The organism is Sphingomonas sp. SUN019, assembly GCF_024758705.1.
Lineage (GTDB): Bacteria > Pseudomonadota > Alphaproteobacteria > Sphingomonadales > Sphingomonadaceae > Sphingomonas.
On sequence record NZ_CP096971.1, the window covers coordinates 440986 to 459637 of the forward strand.

At 64.6% G+C, this 18652-nt stretch carries 14 protein-coding genes and 3 tRNA genes; 3 read left to right on the forward strand and 14 right to left on the reverse strand.

What is annotated here, in order from left to right; genetic code table 11:
- Nucleotides 1-42: 42 nt before the first annotated feature.
- From M0208_RS02220 to M0208_RS02265, 10 genes are all read right to left on the reverse strand, one after another.
- Complete coding sequence (locus M0208_RS02220) at nt 43-1623, reverse strand: hypothetical protein (RefSeq protein WP_258890109.1); 1581 nt, start codon at nt 1621-1623, stop codon at nt 43-45.
- A 228-nt stretch (nt 1624-1851) separates the two neighbouring features.
- A tRNA-Val gene (locus M0208_RS02225) sits at nt 1852-1926 on the reverse strand.
- A gap of 322 nt (nt 1927-2248) precedes the next feature.
- On the reverse strand, nt 2249-2521 hold the full coding sequence (locus M0208_RS02230) for an HU family DNA-binding protein (protein ID WP_258890110.1): 273 nt from the start codon (nt 2519-2521) through the stop codon (nt 2249-2251).
- A 149-nt stretch (nt 2522-2670) separates the two neighbouring features.
- Nucleotides 2671-5067, reverse strand: coding sequence for an endopeptidase La (gene lon / locus M0208_RS02235; protein WP_258890111.1), 2397 nt, complete (start codon nt 5065-5067; stop codon nt 2671-2673).
- 85 nt (nt 5068-5152) lie between these two features.
- Nucleotides 5153-6274, reverse strand: a complete 1122-nt coding sequence (locus tag M0208_RS02240; RefSeq protein WP_258890112.1) for a calcium:proton antiporter — start codon at nt 6272-6274, stop codon at nt 5153-5155.
- 121 nt (nt 6275-6395) lie between these two features.
- Nucleotides 6396-7661, reverse strand: coding sequence for an ATP-dependent Clp protease ATP-binding subunit ClpX (clpX, locus tag M0208_RS02245; protein ID WP_258890113.1), 1266 nt, complete (start codon nt 7659-7661; stop codon nt 6396-6398).
- A gap of 126 nt (nt 7662-7787) precedes the next feature.
- Nucleotides 7788-8477, reverse strand: a complete 690-nt coding sequence (locus tag M0208_RS02250) for an ATP-dependent Clp protease proteolytic subunit (protein WP_258890114.1) — start codon at nt 8475-8477, stop codon at nt 7788-7790.
- A 56-nt stretch (nt 8478-8533) separates the two neighbouring features.
- Nucleotides 8534-9481 (reverse strand): glycosyltransferase family 2 protein, encoded by a 948-nt coding sequence (locus M0208_RS02255; RefSeq protein ID WP_408988073.1) that lies wholly within the window; start codon nt 9479-9481, stop codon nt 8534-8536.
- Between the two features lie 119 nt (nt 9482-9600).
- Nucleotides 9601-11298: a trigger factor gene (tig, locus tag M0208_RS02260; RefSeq protein WP_258890115.1), complete on the reverse strand. Its 1698-nt coding sequence runs from the start codon at nt 11296-11298 to the stop codon at nt 9601-9603.
- 60 nt (nt 11299-11358) lie between these two features.
- Nucleotides 11359-11443, reverse strand: a tRNA-Leu gene (locus M0208_RS02265).
- A gap of 107 nt (nt 11444-11550) precedes the next feature.
- On the opposite strand from M0208_RS02265, the gene M0208_RS02270 reads away from it, so the two are divergent.
- The gene (locus M0208_RS02270) at nt 11551-11706 is read left to right on the forward strand and encodes a hypothetical protein (protein WP_258890116.1); all 156 of its coding nucleotides are present in this window, start codon (nt 11551-11553) and stop codon (nt 11704-11706) included.
- A gap of 62 nt (nt 11707-11768) precedes the next feature.
- Here the strand turns inward: M0208_RS02270 and M0208_RS02275 are convergent.
- Nucleotides 11769-11845 (reverse strand) — tRNA-Asp (locus M0208_RS02275).
- Nucleotides 11846-11868: 23 nt separating this feature from the next.
- Nucleotides 11869-13143 carry an AI-2E family transporter gene (locus M0208_RS02280; protein ID WP_258890117.1) on the reverse strand — a complete coding sequence of 425 codons (1275 nt, stop codon included), beginning with the start codon at nt 13141-13143 and terminating at the stop codon, nt 11869-11871.
- 46 nt (nt 13144-13189) lie between these two features.
- On the opposite strand from M0208_RS02280, the gene glpK reads away from it, so the two are divergent.
- Nucleotides 13190-14647, forward strand: coding sequence for a glycerol kinase GlpK (gene glpK, locus M0208_RS02285; protein WP_258890118.1), 1458 nt, complete (start codon nt 13190-13192; stop codon nt 14645-14647).
- Nucleotides 14648-14764: 117 nt separating this feature from the next.
- Here the strand turns inward: glpK and M0208_RS02290 are convergent, their stop codons facing one another.
- Both M0208_RS02290 and M0208_RS02295 read right to left on the reverse strand, forming a co-directional pair.
- A complete protein-coding gene (locus tag M0208_RS02290) occupies nt 14765-15451 on the reverse strand; it encodes a Crp/Fnr family transcriptional regulator (protein ID WP_309546974.1) in 687 nt (228 codons plus the stop codon).
- Nucleotides 15452-15521: 70 nt separating this feature from the next.
- Complete coding sequence (locus M0208_RS02295) at nt 15522-17252, reverse strand: class I adenylate-forming enzyme family protein (RefSeq protein WP_258893149.1); 1731 nt, start codon at nt 17250-17252, stop codon at nt 15522-15524.
- A gap of 125 nt (nt 17253-17377) precedes the next feature.
- Here M0208_RS02295 and M0208_RS02300 point away from each other — a divergent pair, with 125 nt between their 5' ends.
- Nucleotides 17378-18601: a serine hydrolase gene (locus M0208_RS02300; RefSeq protein WP_258890120.1), complete on the forward strand. Its 1224-nt coding sequence runs from the start codon at nt 17378-17380 to the stop codon at nt 18599-18601.
- The last annotated feature ends 51 nt before the right edge of the window (nt 18602-18652 follow it).

The window sequence follows — 18652 nt, forward strand, 5'->3', positions numbered from 1 at the left end:
ACGGCGGGGACGACCTGTCGGCCGCCCCCCGCACGCCCGGCATCAGGTGGTGGGCAGAGTGGTGCACGCCCCGCCGGCACTGCCGAAATCGGCGGTCGCTGAGTTGCAGGTCCAGTTGCGATACCAGGTGTCGTTCGCATCCTTGACCGCGCCGACATAGCTCGCAGCGGTGAAGAACCCACCCGAATTGACCACTGTCGTCGGGTCCGCCGCGGTCGCCGCGGTTTCGTTCGCGCCGTTGATGAAGCCGTTGGTCAGCGTGGTCGTGAACGCTGAATTGTTGTTCGTGCCAGCGTTGAAGATCGACTGCACATCGGCGGTCGCGACGCCGCCCGACCCGTTGAACGCCGGGTTGCAACCCGCCAGCAGGACCGAGAAGAAGCGCGGCGGACCGGCTTCGTCGAGGGCGGCATTCGCCGCCTGCGTCGTGGTCAGGCTGTTGATGCGCAAGCACGGCAGATTGGCAGGCGACGAAACGACGCCGTTGATCATCGTATAGTCGGTGCCGCCGCGCAGCAGCATCGCACTCACGTCCGCGCCCGAAGTCGAACGCTGGATGAAGGTGAAGTTCGACAGCGTCACGTTCTGGCGCGGCACGGCGTCTTCATTGCCGTTCGAATCCGCCTCGATCATCGCATCGCCCACCGCACCACCGGCACGCTGGATAGCGATCACGTACTGGATGAAGCCCTTGTACCCGACGTCGGTGTCGAGATTGTCGTCCTCGTTCCCGGTCAGGACGAGATACTTCATGTTCGGACGCCCGCCGAACACCTCGATGCCGTCGTCCGAGCTGTTGTGGATCTGGATGTGGTCCAGTGTCGTGCCCGAACCGACGCCCGACGGGGTCAGGCCCTGCAGTTCGCTGGCGGCCGACAGGATGAAGCCCGAATAGCGGATCTGGACGTAGCTCATCCGGCCGCTGCTGTCGGCCGGCGTTGCGCCGCCGTAGAGCGCGTTGGACGTGCCTTCGGTGTCACGCTCGCACGCGGTGGTGCCGGGCGCCGCGCCCGGTGCAAGGCAATCGGTGATCGGCGCACGGCCCAGGAGAACCACGCCACCCCATAGCTGCGACGTATTGTCGTCGGTCTGGCCAACGACGTTGCCACGACCGGTGAAGATGATCGGTTGAGTCGCGGTGCCGACCGCATTGATCTGGTTGCCGCGATTGACCGCCAGGAACGACACGCCAGTCGCACCGAAGACGACGACGCCCGGATCGATCGTCAGCGTCGCGGTATTGCCGGTGCTCGCCGCACCCGCATCGGTGCCGACGTCGACGCGCCCATCGAGCGAGTAGACGACGCCCGCCACTTTGGGGATCTGCGTCGAGGCGGTGAAGCGCACCGGGAAGGCGCAGTTGCGATAGGTGCCGGTCGGGCCGGTGATGGTGCCGCGATCGACCAGCGGGTTCGGCCCCGCTATCGTGGGACAAGCCGCGGCTGGCGTGACGAGGCCCGCGCCCGGCGTGGGGGTCGGCGATGGCGCAGGCGTCGGGGTCGGCGACGGGATCACGATCACGCCTTCGCCGGGGGAAGCAATATCGCTCGCGCCGCAGGCCGAGAGGGCGGCGATGGCGCTGCCCGCCATCAGCATGAGCGAAGCGCGCTTGAAGCTGGTCATGTGGAACTCCCTGAACCTGTTGCAGGCGTGACGACTGGCCGATTCGGACCCCCCGATCGGCTTCGACAGCCGCACTAGGAGCGGCGCATGACAGGGATGTTGGGTTTCGGGGTCGGTTCGGAGACTCTTGCATGGCGGTTTCGTGACAGCCGCCACCCAAGCCGCAGAAACAAGAGCGCCTTAACGACAAGACCCCGCTGCTCACGATGGAGCAACGGGGTCTATCAATGGTGGGCGCGACAGGGATTGAACCTGTGACCCCACCCGTGTGAAGGGTGTGCTCTACCGCTGAGCTACGCGCCCGAAATCGAATTCGGAAGCGGGCCTTTAAGCGGGGTGTGGTCCGCTGTCCAGATGCGTTTGGCCGCTGTTTTAGCGAAGGCGGCACTGGCCCGCTCCCCCGCCTCACCTCCCACAGAGTATCCTGAAAGGGAGGCGGGGCGGGGGAGCGGGCCGGTGCCGCCTTATCCGCGTGAGCGGATCAAAAACGTTCCTCCCCTGCAAGGGGAGGTGGCGCGTAGCGTCGGAGGGGTGTCGCCCTATCGATAGTGTGACACCCCTCCGTCAGCGCTGCGCGCTGCCACCTCCCCTTGCAGGGGAGGATTGGAAAGCTGTCGGTCCGCCCCTAGTTCAGCGAATCCTTCAGCACCTTGCCCGCCTTGAACTTCGGCTGGGTCGACGCCTTGATCGTCATTGGTTCGCCGGTGCGGGGGTTGCGCCCCGTCGACGCCTTGCGCTTCGAAATCGCGAACGTGCCAAACCCGACCAGACGGACCTCGTCACCCTTTTTCAGGCTGCCCGAAATCGTGTCGAACACTGCCTCGACGGCGCGGCTGGCGTCGCCCTTTGCCAGCCCCGACAAATTCGCGACGGCCGCGATCAATTCCTGTTTGTTCATACCGAAAGGCCCCCGTTCAATCTGTTATAGTAAAATTGTGGATTCGCGGCGCGGTGCCGAGTGGGACAGTAAGGCCGCGCCAATTCGGGCTGTCAAACGAAACCGCCGCGGTTGCGATGAACCGCGGCAGCAAAGATGCTTAATCTATATTAGTGATGCAACTCCGCACCAACCGGAGGAACCGCAGTCGGCGGGAGAGCCGCCAATTCGTCCGCCTCCGTCCAGTCGATCGCCTCCAGCGGCTGGGTCAACGCGAGTCGCAACACCTCGTCGACATGGCTGACCGAAATGATCTTCAGCCCGTCCTTGATGTTCTGCGGGATCTCGGCGAGATCCTTTTCATTCTCCTGCGGGATCAGCACCGTCTCGATCCCGCCACGCAGCGCCGCGAGCAATTTTTCCTTCAGCCCGCCGATCGGCAGCACGCGGCCGCGCAGCGTCACTTCGCCCGTCATCGCCACCTCGCGCCGCACCGGAATGCCGGTCATCGTCGACACGATCGAAGTGACGATCCCGACGCCTGCCGAAGGCCCGTCCTTCGGAACCGCGCCTTCGGGCAGATGGATGTGGATGTCCTTCCGCGCGAACAGGCTCGGCTTGATCCCATAGCTCGGCGCGCGCGCTTTGACGAAGCTGAAGCCGGTTTCGATCGACTCCTTCATCACGTCGCCCAATTTGCCCGTAAGCTTCGCCGCGCCCTTGCCCGACACGGTGACGCTTTCGATCGTCAGCAATTCGCCGCCGACCTCGGTCCAGGCGAGCCCGGTCACCGCGCCGATCTGATCCTCGGTCTCGCTCAGGCCGTGGCGGTATTTCTGTACCCCGGCATAGTCGCCGATATTCTCGGGCGTGATGATGACGCTGGTCATCTTGCCCTCGAGGATGCGACGCAAAGCCTTCCGCGCGAGCTTGGCGATCTCGCGCTCCAGCGTCCGCACTCCGGCCTCGCGGGTATACATCTGGATCAGCGCGCGCAGCCCCTCGGTCGTCAGCTCGAACTCGCCCGCTTTCAGGCCGTGCGCCTCGATCTGCTTGGCGATCAGATGCCGCTGCGCGATCTCGACCTTCTCATCCTCGGTATAGCCCTCCAGCCGGATGATCTCCATCCGGTCGAGCAGCGGCTGCGGCAGGTTCAGCGTGTTCGCGGTCGTCACGAACATCACGTCGGACAGGTCGATGTCCAGCTCCAGATAATGATCCTGGAACTTGCCGTTCTGTTCGGGGTCGAGCACTTCGAGCAACGCCGACGCCGGATCGCCGCGGAAATCCTGACCCAGCTTGTCGATCTCGTCGAGCAGGAACAACGGGTTCGACGTTCCAGCCTTCTTCAGGTTCGTCACGATCTTGCCCGGCAGCGATCCGATGTACGTCCGCCGGTGCCCACGGATTTCGGCCTCATCGCGCACGCCGCCCAGCGACTGGCGGATGAACTCGCGCCCGGTCGCCTTGGCGATCGACTTGCCGAGGCTCGTCTTGCCGACGCCGGGAGGACCAACGAGGCACAGGATCGGGCCTTTCAGCTTGTTGGTGCGCGCCTGGACCGCCAGATATTCGACGATCCGGTCCTTCACCTTCTCCAGCGCATAATGATCCTCGTCGAGCGTGATCTGCGCCTGCGCGATATCCTTCTTCAGCTTCGATTTTTTGCCCCACGGCAGGCCGAGCAGCACGTCGAGGTAATTGCGCACGACGGTCGCCTCGGCGCTCATCGGGGCCATCGACTTCAGCTTCTTCAGCTCGGCTGTCGCCTTGCTGCGCGCCTCCTTCGACAGCTTCAGCGTCGCGATCTTCTGGGTCAGCTCGGCGATCTCGTCGCCTTCGCCTTCTTCGCCCTCGTTGCCGAGTTCGCGCTGGATCGCCTTCAACTGCTCATTCAGGTAATATTCGCGCTGCGTCTTCTCCATCTGGCGCTTCACGCGGCTCTTGATCTTCTTCTCGACCTGCAGGACGCCCAGTTCGCCCTCCATGAAGGCGAAGACCATCTCCAGCCGCTTGCCGGGATCGGCCTCGATCAGCAGCGATTGCTTGTCCGCCACCTTGATCGAGATATTGCCCGCAACCGCATCGGCCAGACGGCTTGCATCCTCGATCTCGGAGAATTGCACCGCGGTCTCCGCGGGCAGTTTTCGGTTCAGTTTCGCGTAATTCTCGAACTGATCGACCACCGACCGCATCAGCGCGGCGACTTCGGTCCCTTCGGCTTCCTTGTCCTCGACCGGCACGACCTCGGTCGTGACATAGCCGTCGGCCTCGACCAGTCCGCCCAGCCGCCCGCGCGTCTTGCCCTCGACCAGCACGCGCACCGTCCCGTCGGGCAGCTTCAACAGCTGCAGCACGGTCGCGGTGACGCCGATGTCGTAAAGATCGTCGGCCTTGGGATCGTCCTGTGCAGGATCGAGCTGCGCGACGAGGAAAATCTCCTTGTCGGCGGCCATCGCGGCTTCGAGCGCCGCGACCGATTTGTCGCGGCCGACGAACAACGGCACGATCATGTTGGGGAATACGACGATGTCGCGCAGCGGAAGAAGGGGGAAGGTCTGGGTCATGAACGCTCCGATACCGCCCTCACCTCAGGCGGCGTGATGGATCATATATGGTGTGCGCGCGAAATCCATCAATCGTCGGACGCGTTCACGGCACAATCGTGGTAAACAGATACGCCGCGAAGATCACCAGATGCACCACGCCGCCCAGCACCGTCGTCTTGCCGGTGCCGAGCGACAAGGTGATCGTAAACAGCGACAAAATCAGCAGCACGATGCTCTTGGGATCGAGTCCCATCGCCAGCGGCAGGCCCAGCACCAGCGATACGATCGCAACCGCCGGAATCGTCAACCCGATCGTCGCCAGCGCCGAACCGAGCGCCAGGTTGAGGCTGGTCTGCAACCGGTCCTTCCATGCGGCCCGGTATGCGGCCAGGCTTTCGGGCGCGAGCACCAGCGCGGCGATCACGATGCCGACCACCGCCAGCGGCAGCCCGGCATTCAACACCGCGGCCTCGACCGTCGCCGACAGATCCTTCGCCAGCAATACGACCGTGACCAGTGCTACCAGCAAGGTGCCAAACGCCGCCCAGGCCGCGGCGTCGGTCGGCGGCGCGGCGTGCGCGTCCTTCGGCAGATTGTCGCCCTCGGGCAGGAAATAATCGCGGTGCCGCACCGTCTGCACCATCACGAACGACACGTAGAGGATCAACGAGACGACCGCGACGAACACCAGTTGCGATGGCGCATAGCTCGGCCCTGGCGTCGACGTGACGTAGTTCGGCAGCACCAGCGACAGCACCACCATCGCCGCCAGCACGCACAAAGCCGCGCTTACACCACGTAATGTAAAGCGCTGCTCGCCGTGCTTCAGTCCACCCGCCAGCAAGCACAGCCCGACGATCCCGTTCAGAATGATCATGATCGCCGCGAACACCGTGTCGCGCGCCAGTGCCGAGGCATCGCCCGAATCGGCCAGCATCAGGCTGACGATCAGCGACACCTCGATCACCGTCACAGCGACAGCCAGCACGAGCGTCCCGAACGGTTCGCCCACGCGGTGTGCCACGACCTCGGCATGATGCACCGCCGCCAATACGCTGCCGATCAGGATCACCGCCGCCGCGATCGTGCCGGCCGTCCCCAGCTTCGCCAGTCCGACCGCGATCGCGACCAGCCCCAGCAGCGGAAATGCCCACGTCCACCACGGCAACGCCATCCGCTCGAACAACGGTCGCTTCGTCGGATGCATCACGGTTGTGTCGGTCATGGTCGCTCCTGTTGCCCGACAAACCAATGCGCGCGGACCCGCATTGGGTCCGTAACGAAGTGTGCAAACGAAAAGGGCGCCGGTCGCCCGACGCCCCTAGCTTGTCGTTTATGGACGGCGATTAGGCCGCGTCGCCGGCCTTCTTCTTTTCGGCATAGACGCGGATCGGTTCCTTGCGGCCCTCGATCACGTCCTTGTCGATCATCACCTCGTCGACGCCGTCCATGCCGGGCAGGTCGAACATGGTGTCGAGCAGGATGCTCTCCAGGATCGATCGAAGCCCGCGCGCGCCGGTCTTGCGGTCGATCGCTTTCCTCGCGACCTGCACCAGCGCATCGTCGGTGAAGCCAAGCTGCACCTGCTCCATGTCGAACAGCTTCTGATATTGCTTCACCAACGCATTCTTCGGTTCGGACAGGATCTTCACCAGTGCCGGGATGTCGAGGTCTTCCAGCGTCGCAATGACCGGCAGACGGCCGACGAACTCCGGGATCAGGCCGAATTTCAGCAGATCCTCGGGCTCGACCGACTTCAGCGTCTCGCCGGTGCGGCGTTCCTCAGGACTGGCGACATACGCCCCAAACCCGATCGACTTGCCCTGCAGGCGATCACCGATGATCTTTTCGAGGCCGCTGAACGCGCCGCCGCAGATGAACAGGATGTTCGTCGTATCGACCTGCAGGAACTCCTGCTGCGGATGCTTGCGCCCGCCCTGCGGCGGGACGCTCGCGGTGGTGCCCTCCATCAGCTTCAGCAACGCCTGTTGCACGCCCTCGCCCGACACGTCGCGCGTGATCGACGGATTTTCTGCCTTGCGCGAAATCTTGTCGATCTCGTCAATATAGACGATCCCGCGCTGCGCCCGCTCGACGTTGTAGTCCGATGCCTGAAGCAATTTCAGGATGATGTTCTCGACATCCTCGCCGACATAGCCCGCCTCGGTCAGCGTCGTCGCGTCGGCCATCGTGAACGGCACGTCGAGAATGCGGGCCAGCGTCTGCGCGAGCAGCGTCTTGCCGCAACCGGTCGGCCCGACGAGCAGGATATTAGACTTAGACAGCTCGACATCGGCACCCTTGGCGCCGTGGTTCAGCCGCTTGTAATGATTGTGCACCGCCACCGACAGCACGCGCTTGGCGCGCTTCTGCCCGATCACATAGTCGTCGAGCACGTCGCAGATTTCCTGCGGCGTCGGCACACCGCCGTCCTTCTTGCTCACCAGCGCGGACTTCGTTTCCTCGCGGATGATGTCGTTGCACAGCTCGACGCACTCGTCGCAGATGAAGACGGTCGGACCCGCGATCAGCTTGCGCACCTCATGCTGCGATTTGCCGCAGAACGAGCAATATAGCGTGCTCTTCGAATCGCCGCCGCTCAGCTTCGTCATTCAATCATTCCTTCCGCGCGGATCACGCGCGTGTTGCGGACTGGGCATGGTAACCCGGTCCGTCACGAAACGGCAATGCCGAAAGAGCGGGCGGGTTGCACCCGCCGACCTTCCGGCCGCCAGATTTCAAGCCGCCTGGGCCAGATCGTCAGCCGGCGCCGGACGCTTGTCGAACACCTCGTCGATCAGCCCGAAGGTCTTCGCCTCTTCGGTCGACATGAACTTGTCGCGGTCCATCGCGTGCTCGATCTCGGCCAGCGTCTTTCCGGTATATTTCGCATACAAGGTATTGAGATCGTGACGCATCCGCAGGATTTCGCGCGCCTGAATCTCGATGTCCGCGGCCATGCCCTGCGCCCCGCCCGACGGCTGATGGATCATGATGCGAGCGTTGGAAAGCGCGACGCGCATCCCCGGTTCGCCCGCCGCCAGCAGGAAGCTGCCCATCGACGCGGCCTGACCGACACACACCGTCCCGACGCGCGGACGAATATATTGCATCGTATCGTGGATCGCCATGCCCGCCGTGACGACTCCGCCCGGCGAGTTGATATACATGAAGATGTCCTTCTTCGGATTTTCCGACTCGAGGAACAGCAACTGCGCGGTGATGAGCGATGCCATGCCGTCCTCGACCCCGCCGGTCACGAAGATGATACGCTCGCGCAACAAACGGCTGAAGATGTCGAAGCTGCGCTCGCCGCGATTCGACTGCTCGATCACGATGGGGACGAGGCCTGCCTGCGTCTGCTGCAGGCCGAGCCCGGCGCTGGCCAGCGGGCTCGCAAAGTCGCCGGTCTCGAACGGATTGTGCATGGAAAAACTCTCTTATGCCCTGAAGAGCACCAACATCGGCGCTTCGTAATGCTTGTTCAAGCCCCGCCGGTAAGCCGCTCCGCCCCCGGTGCGCCATAGGCGAGATAGGCCAGCCGCCGCACCTCGCGCCGCCCGCGCACGACAGTGTCGAGGATCAGCCCGGCGAACAGGCACAGCGCGGCCAGGATCATTAGTCCGGTGACGAGGATCGCGGTCGGAAAACGCGGAACCAGCCCGGTCTGCGCATAGGTGATCGCCAGCGGGATCGCGAGGATCACCGCCAGCACCGCGAGCAGCGCGCCGATCCCACCGAAGAACCACATCGGACGCTCGATCCGGTAGAGCGTCACGATCGTCCCCAGGATGCGCCAGCCGTCGCGGTAAGTGCTGAGTTTCGACACCGATCCCGCGGGCCGTGCGAAATACGGCGTCTCGACCTCGGCGGTCGGCATCTTCAATTCGAGTGCATGGACGCTGATTTCGGTTTCGATTTCGAACCCGACCGACAGGACCGGGAAACTCTTCACGAACCGTCGCGAGAACACCCGGTAACCTGACAAGATATCGGTGAAGCTGCGTCCGAACAACTTCGCCAGCATCCCCGTCAGCATCGCATTGCCCAGCCGATGCCCACGACGATACGCCGCCGCCGCTTCGCCGAGCCGGCTGCCGACGATCATGTCGAGTTGTTCGTCCAGCACGCGCGCGACCAGCGCAGGTGCGGACGCGGCGTCATAAGTCGCGTCGCCGTCGGCCATCACATAGACGTCGGCGTCGACATCAGCGAACATCCGCCGCACCACTGCGCCCTTGCCCTGAATACGCTCGCACCGCACGATCGCACCCGCCGCGCGCGCAACCTCGCGCGTCCGGTCGGCGCTGTTGTTGTCATAGACGTAGATCACCGCCGTCGGCAGCGCCGCGCGAAATCCAGCGATCGTCTGCACGATCGCCGCTTCCTCGTTATAGCACGGCAGCAGGACGGCGATGCGGGGTTCGGACAAGATCACAATTCCTTCGTCATCCCGGACTCGTTCCGGGATCCACCGTCCAGCGCGTATTTAGGTCGAAACCCTTGCCGAACGGTGGATGCCGGAAAACATCCAGCATGACGAGGTAGGCTTCAGCCTTCCGACTTTGCTGCGGCCTTCTTCGCCTTGGGCTTGGCGGACGCAGTCTCGACGGCGGCGTTATCGTCCTTGGCCACCGGCTTGGCTGCAGCCTTCTTCGCCGCAGGCTTCTTCGCAGGAGCTTCGGCCTCGACCGGCGCTTCCTCGACCTTGGCGGCCGTCTTCTTGGCGGCGGGCTTGGCCGCAGCCTCGGCCGGCGCATCTTCGGTCGTCGCAGCCTTCTTGGCCGGCGCCTTCTTCGCAGGCTCCGCTGCTACCGCTTCATCGGCAGGCTCGGCCTTTTTCTTGGCCGCGGCCTTCTTCGCCGCTTTCGGCTTGTGGTTTTCGTGGTCGTGCGAATGCGTGCCGGTCGAAAACCCCTCGTCGCTCTCGATTGCCGCCTCAAGCTCCTCGCGCGTCGTTTCACGGTCGGTCACTTCGGCCTTGTCGAACAGGAAATCGACGACCTTGTCCTCATATAGCGGCGCGCGAAGCTGGGCTGCGGCCATCGCATCCTGCTGCACGTACTGGATGAAGCGCTGCTGATCCTCGCCGCGATATTGCTGCGCGGCCTGCGCGATCAGGCGGTTCATCTCCTGCGCGCTCACCTCGACGCCGTTCGCCTGGCCGATTTCCGACAGCAACAGGCCCAGCCGCACGCGGCGCTCGGCGATCTTCTGATAGTCGCCGCGCTCGGCTTCAATTTCCTTCATCGCGGCTTCGGGATCGGGCTCGTGCGTGGCTTCATGCTCGAGTTGCGCCCAGATCTGCGCGAACTCGGCCTCGACCATCGACGGCGGCACTTCGAAATCATGCCCCTCGGCCAGCTGGTCGAGCAATTTGCGCTTCATGTGCGTGCGCGTCAGGCCGTTATGCTCCTGCTCGATCTGCCCCTTCAGCAGGCCGCGCAACTGCTCCAGGCTCTCGAGGCCCAGGCTCTTGGCCAGTTCCTCGTCGATCACGCTCTCGCCAGCGGTCTTCACCGACTTGACCGTTATGTCGAACGTCGCGGGCTGACCGGCCAGTTCCTTGGCAGGATAATCGTCGGGGAAGGTGACGTTCAGCGTCTTGTCGTCGCCGGTCTTCGTCCCGACCAGCTGATCCTCGAAGCCCGGGATCAGGCGGCCCGAGCCGATCTCGACCGCCATGTCCTCACCGGTGCCGCCCTCGAACGCGACGCCGTCGGCGGTCTTGCCGGCGAAATCGACCGTCACCAGGTCGCCCGTCTTGGCCTTGTACGTCGCCTTGGCGTCGTCCCACTTCTTCTGCTGGTCGGCGAACTTCTGCAACTGCTCCTCGATCGCCGACTCGGCGACGGGCACGCTGAGGCGCTCCAGCTTCAGCGCGTCGATCGCGGGGGTCGGCACCTGCGGCAGCACTTCCAGCGCGACCTTGATCTCGGCGTCCTTGCCGTCCTCATAACCGTCGGCCAGCTCGACCGAGGGCTGGATCGCCGGGCGGAGCTGTTTTTCCGCGATCAGCGACTGCACGCCCTCCTGGATCGAATTGTTCAGCGCATCCTGCATCAGCGCGGGACCGTGCATCTTGCGCACCAGGTTCGCTGGCACCTTGCCGGGGCGGAAGCCGGGCATCTTCACCTGCGGCGCGACGCGCTTCAGCTCGGCATCGACCTTCTTCTCGATGTCCTTGGCGGTGATGGTGAGGGTGTAGGCGCGCTTCAGCCCCTCGTTCAACGTCTCGACAGTCTGCATCGGTAGCGCTTTCGTCTGGAATTTCTGGGGGTGGTGCCACCCCGCTCGCATAGCGGGGACTGGTGCGGGCGAAGGGACTCGAACCCCCACATCTTGCGATACTTGGACCTAAACCAAGCGCGTCTACCAGTTCCGCCACGCCCGCATTGAGGCACCGCCGGTCGCGCGCCTCTATACCGGGTATGCGCGCGGGGCAAGCCATGCGGCAACCCGCGCGGTCGCGGGGCGTTGGGGTGGATAAGGAGAATGACGATGGCGACTACCCCACCGAACGAAGTGCCTGCACAGCCGACCCAACCGGGCCGCCCCGACACACCGCCGCCCGAGGTCAATCCTCCCGGCCACGATATCGACGTGCCCGCGCCCGGCGCGCCGTCCGAAGACCCGACGGGTCAGCCGAGTATCTGAAAGCGAAATCGGAAAATGCAGGTTCGCAGAAACGCTTGTGACCACCTCTTCACAGGAGAGGGTGGCGCGAGTGACGGGGCTCGAACCCGCGACCTCCGGCGTGACAGGCCGGCGCTCTAACCAACTGAGCTACACCCGCTTGGAAAGCGTGAGGCGCGCCAACTAGGCGGGCGATCCGGGGCTGTCAACGCTCGTCTCGCCGCTTTTTTCGGAACGCAGGAAGGCTCGGCGGCGCGGGCGTGGCTGCCGAACCAGCGTGCCATGTTCGAACAGGAAGCCCGCGATGTCGGGCTTGCCCGCTGCGCCCAGCACGGTCTGCAGGATGATCAGCAGCGGCACCGCGAGCAGCGCACCCGTCGTGCCCCACACCCAGCCCCAGAAGCTGATCGAGATGAGGATCAGGATCGGGCTGATCGTCAGCCGATGCCCGACGATCAGCGGCGTGACGACATTCGCCTCGATCAGGTGGCAGCCATACAGAATCGCGGGCGCGGCCAGCGCGGTCCAGATATCGCCGAAGGTCATCAGCCCGCCGATCGCCAGCAGCAGCGCCGCGATGACCGGCCCGAAATAGGGGATGTAGTTCAGCAGCGCGATGATGCCGCCCCACATCAAGGGAAACGGCATTCCCAGCAGGTGCATCGCGCCCGCCACGACCAGCCCCAGCACGATATTGATCGCGGTTATCGTGCCGAGATAACTCGACACGTCGTCCACCACATCCTGGATCACCCGCGCGGTCGCCATCGCGCCGCCGAAGCTGGCGCGATTCTTGATCGTCGCCGCGCGCATCCGCGTCCAGCCCGACAGGAAGAAGAACGCGACGAGGATCGCGTAGAACACCTGGATGATGACCCCCGGCGCAGACGTCGCGGCCAGCTCGAGGATAGAGCTCGGCGGCGCGACCGCGGCGGTGGGCGACGACCGGATCGGGGTCGACGCGATCTGCCTGAGCGTGCGGTTCGCGTACTTTTCCAGGTTCGAATAGAGATCGAGCAGAGGAGCGAGATTTTCCTGGATTCGCCCGATCCTGCTCGGAAGCAGGCGGAAGAATTCGGTCGCGGGCACCACGATCGCGGCCAGCGCGATGTTGGCCGCGATCAGGAACAGCAACACGCAGAACAACGCCGCAATCGACGACGGTATGCGCCGATCCTCCATCCATTCGAGCAGCGGGATCAGCGCGATCGCGACGACCAGCGCGCCGGTGGTCGGCAGGAAGAACTCCGCCCCCTCCTTCAGCGCGAACGGTATGCCGACGACCAACCCGATTCCCGCAATAAGGGTCAGTGCGGCGAGCAGCCGGTCGCGGCGCAGCGCGATCCGTGCATCCTCTATCCCGACGCCGGGTTGAGACGACGATGCCTGCGGCAATCCGAACGCGCCCTCCCCCACCGTGGTGGCGGGCGGCGGCGGGGCGTTTGGGTGATCGGCCATATTCCTGTCCTAGCCCGCCCGCATCCACGCCGCTAGCGTGGGCCGCATGAGCGACACGATTCTGGTTATCGACGAAGGCACCACGTCCACCCGCGCGATGCTGTTCTCCCCCGACGGAGAATGCCTGGCGAGCGAACAGACCGAGCTGGAACAGCATTATCCGCGCGCCGGCTGGATCGAACATGACGCGGGCGAGATCTGGCGCAAAACGTTGCGTGTGGCGGGCGCGATGGTGGCGCAAGCCGGCGGCCCCTCGCGGATCGCGGCGATCGGCATCACCAATCAGCGCGAGACGATCGTATTCTGGGACCGGACGACCGGCGAACCGCTGGCCCCCGCGATCGTCTGGCAGGACCGACGCACCGCGGACACCTGCCGGGCTTTGCGCGACGCCGGGCATGAGGAACTGGTGCAGCGCAAGACCGGTCTTTTGCTCGACCCGTATTTTTCCGGCTCGAAGATCGGCTGGGCGTTGAGGGAATGGCCGCAACTGAAGGCCGCGGGCGACCGGCTGGCGATCGGTACGGTCGAAAGCTGGCTGGTGTGGAATTTGACCGGCGCGCACGTCACCGACGCGTCGAACGCCAGCCGCACGCAATTGATGACGCTGGACGGCGGCTGGGACGACGAACTCTGCGACCTGTTCGGCGTGCCTCGATCGGCGCTGCCCGAGATCGTCGATTGCGCCGGGCGGTTCGGCGAAACCACCTTGTTCGGCGACGCGATCCCGATCTGCGGCATGGCGGGGGACCAGCAGGCGGCGACGATCGGCCAGGGCTGCCTGGCGGTCGGCGATACGAAGGCGACGTTCGGCACCGGCGCGTTCGTTCTGACGCAGGCGGGTACGACCCCGCCGACATCGGACCATCGCTTGCTCTCCACCATCGCGTGGCAGCTTGGCGGCAAGCGGCATTACGCGCTGGAAGGATCGGTTTTCGTTGCAGGCAGTCTGATCAAATGGCTGCGCGATTCGGTCGGGCTGATCGGCGATGCGGCCGAGACCGCCGCACTGGCGCGATCGGTCGACGATAATGGCGGGGTGTATCTGGTCCCCGCACTCTCCGGCCTCGGCGCGCCGTGGTGGGAACCCGACGCCCGCGCCGCGATCACCGGCCTCAGCTTCGCCAATGGGAAAGCGCATATCGTCCGCGCCGCGCTGGAGGCGATGGCGCACCAGGTGCACGACCTGAAAGCCGCCTTCGCCGCCGATGGTCAAGACTGGAACGTCCTGCGCATCGATGGCGGCATGGTCGCCAACGACTGGATGGCGCAGGATCTAGCCGACATGCTCGGCCTGACGGTCGAGCGCCCGAAATTCGCCGAAACGACTGCGCTCGGCGCGGCGATGCTGGCCGGGGTCGGCTGCGGCATGTTCGCGGGCCTGGAGGCGGCGGGGACGATGCGCGGCGCGGTGGAGACGTTCGAGCCGACGATGAACGCTGAGGCGCGCGATGTACGGCTGTCGGGCTGGAAGGCGGCGGTGGAACGCGTGGTCAGCGCTTAGAGCCGGATCACATCGGTTGAGATCGTCATTGCGAGGAGCGACGCGACGCGGCAACCCAGCGTGGCGCGCGCGACCCTGGGTTGCTTCGCTTCGCTCGCAATGACCGCGTCGTTCAACTCAACTCGCCGCCCACGGACCCTCTTCCAGATACAGATAGTCCGGATCGAACTCGCCCAATCGCACCAGCGCTGCGCGGTCGATGATCTGCACCTTGCCACGCGCCACGTCCGCCAGCCCGTCCTCACGCAGCTTGCGCAGCGTCCGGTTGACGTGAACACTGGTCAGCCCGCACGCCTCGCCGATATCCTGCTGCGTCAGCGGAAGCGCATAAACCCCATTTTCCGCGCGGCCGGTCGCCGCCATCCGGTCATGCGTCTCGCACAGGAAGTGCGCGATCCGGCCCCCGGCGTCGAGACGTCCGAGCCGGAAAATCCACTCGCGATGCAGCGCCGCATCCAGCAGCGTCGAAAACCACAGCATCCGCGCAAGATTGGGATAATCGCGCACGATCGCATCGAGCCGCTCATGCGGAACGCACGCGATGCGCGATTCGCTCAGCGTCGCGACGTCGTGGTCCAGCCGTTGCAGCGGATAGCCGTGCAGGTCGACAAAATCGCCCGGCACCTGATACGCCACCAGTTGCCGGTATCCATCGCGCGCGTCCATGTACCGGCACATCGTCCCCGACAGCAGCAACGTGCTGTAGTGGACCCGATCACCGCGCCGAATGACGATTTTCCGCGCGGGTACCGTCTTCACGTCCTCGACCGACGCCTCAAGCACTGCCTTTTCTTCCGCGGTCATCGCGGAACGTCGCCGGCCCCGCAGAAAGTCTGTCGTCACGGACATCTGTTCACCCCTTGTACGCAGCGCTTTACGCCGCGACACGGTCCTCGAACAAGACCTTCAAATCGCGCTTCAGTATCTTGCCGTTGGCGTTGCGCGGTAGTGTGTCCGCGACGAAGCGGATCGCGACCGGCGTCTTGAATACCGCGAGCCGCTCGCGCACCCACGCCTGCAGCTCCGCCTCGGTCGCGCTGCACCCCGGACATAGATGGACGACCGCCGCGGGTTCCTCCCCCAATATCCGGTGCGGCAGCCCGATCAGCGCGCAATCGGTGACCGCGGGATGCGCGTAGAGCACGTTCTCCACCTCGGTCGAATAGATGTTCTCGCCACCGCGGATGATCATGTCCTTCGCGCGGTCCAGGATATAGACGAACCCTTCCTCATCGACGCGCCCCAGATCGCCGGTCCGCACCCAGCCGTCGACGAACGTCTCCGCCGACGCCTCCGGCTTGTTCCAATACCCCACGACGGTCATCGGCCCGCGTATCCACAGCTCTCCGATTTCGCCGGGTGGCAGTTCACGCCCGTCCTCGTCGGTCACCTTAACATCCGCCACCGCCGCGGGCAGCCCCGCGCTGTCCGGCCGGTTGAGATAATCTTCCGCCGAATTGGACGTGACCGTCGCCATCGTCTCGGTCATCCCCCACCCGTTCCCCGGCAGCGCCCCGAATTCCTGATAGATGCGCCGCACCAGTTCGGGCGCGGACGGCGCACCGCCATAAGCGATCGCCTCCAGGCTGGAGAGATCGTAGTTCGCGCGTTCGGGATGCTCCAGAATTTGCCATGCGATCGTCGGCACCCCACCGGTGATATGCACCTTTTCGCGCTCGATGATTTCCATGCCCCGCAATGCGTCCCATTTGCGCATGTAGATCATCGTGCCGCCGCTCGCGATTGCGCCCATCATTCCTGCCGAACAGGCGGTGACGTGAAACATCGGCACGACGATCAACTGCGTCCGTGGCGTCGGCTCAGGGATCGGCGCACCGCGTCGCAAGTAGCTACGTGCGCCCGAATACCCGCTCGTATGGATGTTGGTCAGCATGTTGCGATGCGTGCCCAGCGCACCCTTCGGATGGCCCGTCGTCCCGCTGGTGTAGAAAATGGTCGCATGATCGTCGGGTGCGATCTCGGCGGGGGGCAGCGCGGCGTCGGGCAGGCGATGCCAGTCGTGCGGCGTGCCGATCAAATCCTCCAGCCGCGACGCCGCCCCCTCCACCGGGGTGCTGGAACGCGAAACATAGACGTGCTCGATCCCCGCCAGCTTCGCATAGTGATCCGCCAGCCGCGCATGGCGCTCGTCATCCACGAACAACAGCCGCGCGCCCGAATCGGCGAGGCCGTATTCAAGCTCCGCCCCGGTCCACCACGCATTCAGCGGCACGACGATCGCGCCGATCGACACCACTGCAAAGAAGATCGCAGGAAACTCTGGCAGGTTGCGCATCGCGATCGCCACGCGGTCGCCCTTCCCCACCCCGCGCCGTACCAGATCGGCCGCGATCCCCGCCATTGCGCGGTAATTCGCCTCATACGAAACGCGTTCGTCCTCATAGATCGTAAACAGCGCGTCGCCGTGCGCGCGCGACGCCTCGACCAGCCAGCGCAACGACGGTGGGCAATTCCTCCACACCCGCGTCGGCACGCCGCGAATCTCGACCGTCTCCATCTCGAACTTCGCGCCCGGCGCGGTCAGTATCGCCTTCGCCTCGTCCAGCCCCATCGCAGGCCAGGACGGGTCCAGCGCAACCAGCATTTCGGTATCCACCAACGCATCCTCTCGGGGTTTTCTGAATGTCGGGTTCGAGGTTAGAGTTGATTCCGCCAGCGCTCAAGGCGATAGGGTCCGGCAATGTTTAGAAGCAGGGGTATGGAGAGGCCATGAAGATCGCAAAGCCCGAGAAGCACGGATTCGACGGCAAGCGGCTGGCCACAATCGATACCTTCCTTAAAGGTCGCTATCTCGATTCGGGCGAGTTCGCGAACGCGCAATTGCTCGTCGCGCGCGATGACGAGATCGTACATTTCTCCAGCGCCGGGGCCGCGCGCGAAGGCAAGAAGAAGCCGATCGACGAAGGCTCGCTGTTCCGCATCGCGTCGATGACCAAGCCGATCACCTCGGTCGCGTTCATGATGCTGGTCGAGGAAGCGAAGGTCGCGCTCGACACCCCGGTCCACCACGTCCTGCCCGAATTCAAGCGCGTTGGCGTCTATAACGGCGGCGGCGCGGGCGTGCCGTTCGTGACGAAGCCGACCGACGAGCCGATGCGCATGGTCGACCTGCTGCGCCACACCGCGGGCCTCACTTACGGCTTCCAGAACCGCTCCAACATCGACGCCGCGCATCGCGAGACGAAGCTGGAGAACTGGCACGGCAACCACGATCTCGATTCTTTCGTGGCCGAACTCGCGAAGCTGCCGCTCGAATTTTCGCCCGGCACCAGCTGGAATTACTCGGTCGCGACCGATGTGCTCGGCGCGGTGGTGCAGCGCGTGTCGGGGATGCCGCTCGACGAATTCTTCCGCACGCGCATCTTCGCCCCGCTGAAGATGGACGACACGTTCTTCACCGTGCCCGCGGACAAGGTCGATCGGCTGACCGATTGCTACACCTTCCTCCCCGAAAAGGGCCGGACGATGTTCGACCGCGCGGACGAGAGCATGTGGGCCGCGCCGTTCAAATTCCTGTCGGGCGGCGGCGGCCTCGTCTCGACCGCGCTCGACTATCACCGCTTCATCCGGATGTGCCTGAACGGCGGCGAGTTGGACGGCGCGCGCATCCTTGGCCGCAAGACGCTGCAGCTGATGACGCAGAACCATTTGCCCGGCGGCGCGGACCTGTCGGCGATGTCGAAGTCGCTGTTCAGCGAGACGCAGAATGCCGGCACCGGCTTCGGCCTCGGCTTCGCGGTCACGATCGACGTCGCGCGGTCTATGATGCCGGGCAGCGTCGGCGAATATTATTGGGGCGGCATGTTCAACACCGCCTTCTTCATCGACCCCGTAGAACGGGTGAGCATGGTGTTCATGACGCAGCTCAGCCCCTCGATGATCTACCCGATCCGCCGCGAACTGAAGACGATGATCTATGCGGCGATGAATTAGCGTCGTCCCCGCGCACGCGGGGACCCATCTCCCGCCGCGTCCACATGCGGC

Excerpts from the sequence above, each read along its gene's own strand:
- M0208_RS02220 (WP_258890109.1), bottom strand. The coding sequence starts at position 1,623 with ATGACCAGCTTCAAGCGCGCTTCGCTCATGCTGATGGCGGGCAGCGCC.
- M0208_RS02230 (WP_258890110.1), bottom strand. The coding sequence starts at position 2,521 with ATGAACAAACAGGAATTGATCGCGGCCGTCGCGAATTTGTCGGGGCTG.
- lon (WP_258890111.1), bottom strand. The coding sequence starts at position 5,067 with ATGACCCAGACCTTCCCCCTTCTTCCGCTGCGCGACATCGTCGTATTC.
- M0208_RS02240 (WP_258890112.1), bottom strand. The coding sequence starts at position 6,274 with ATGACCGACACAACCGTGATGCATCCGACGAAGCGACCGTTGTTCGAG.
- clpX (WP_258890113.1), bottom strand. The coding sequence starts at position 7,661 with ATGACGAAGCTGAGCGGCGGCGATTCGAAGAGCACGCTATATTGCTCG.
- M0208_RS02250 (WP_258890114.1), bottom strand. The coding sequence starts at position 8,477 with ATGCACAATCCGTTCGAGACCGGCGACTTTGCGAGCCCGCTGGCCAGC.
- tig (WP_258890115.1), bottom strand. The coding sequence starts at position 11,298 with ATGCAGACTGTCGAGACGTTGAACGAGGGGCTGAAGCGCGCCTACACC.
- M0208_RS02270 (WP_258890116.1), top strand. The coding sequence starts at position 11,551 with ATGGCGACTACCCCACCGAACGAAGTGCCTGCACAGCCGACCCAACCG.
- M0208_RS02280 (WP_258890117.1), bottom strand. The coding sequence starts at position 13,143 with ATGGCCGATCACCCAAACGCCCCGCCGCCGCCCGCCACCACGGTGGGG.
- glpK (WP_258890118.1), top strand. The coding sequence starts at position 13,190 with ATGAGCGACACGATTCTGGTTATCGACGAAGGCACCACGTCCACCCGC.
- M0208_RS02290 (WP_309546974.1), bottom strand. The coding sequence starts at position 15,451 with ATGACCGCGGAAGAAAAGGCAGTGCTTGAGGCGTCGGTCGAGGACGTG.
- M0208_RS02295 (WP_258893149.1), bottom strand. The coding sequence starts at position 17,252 with ATGCTGGTTGCGCTGGACCCGTCCTGGCCTGCGATGGGGCTGGACGAG.
- M0208_RS02300 (WP_258890120.1), top strand. The coding sequence starts at position 17,378 with ATGAAGATCGCAAAGCCCGAGAAGCACGGATTCGACGGCAAGCGGCTG.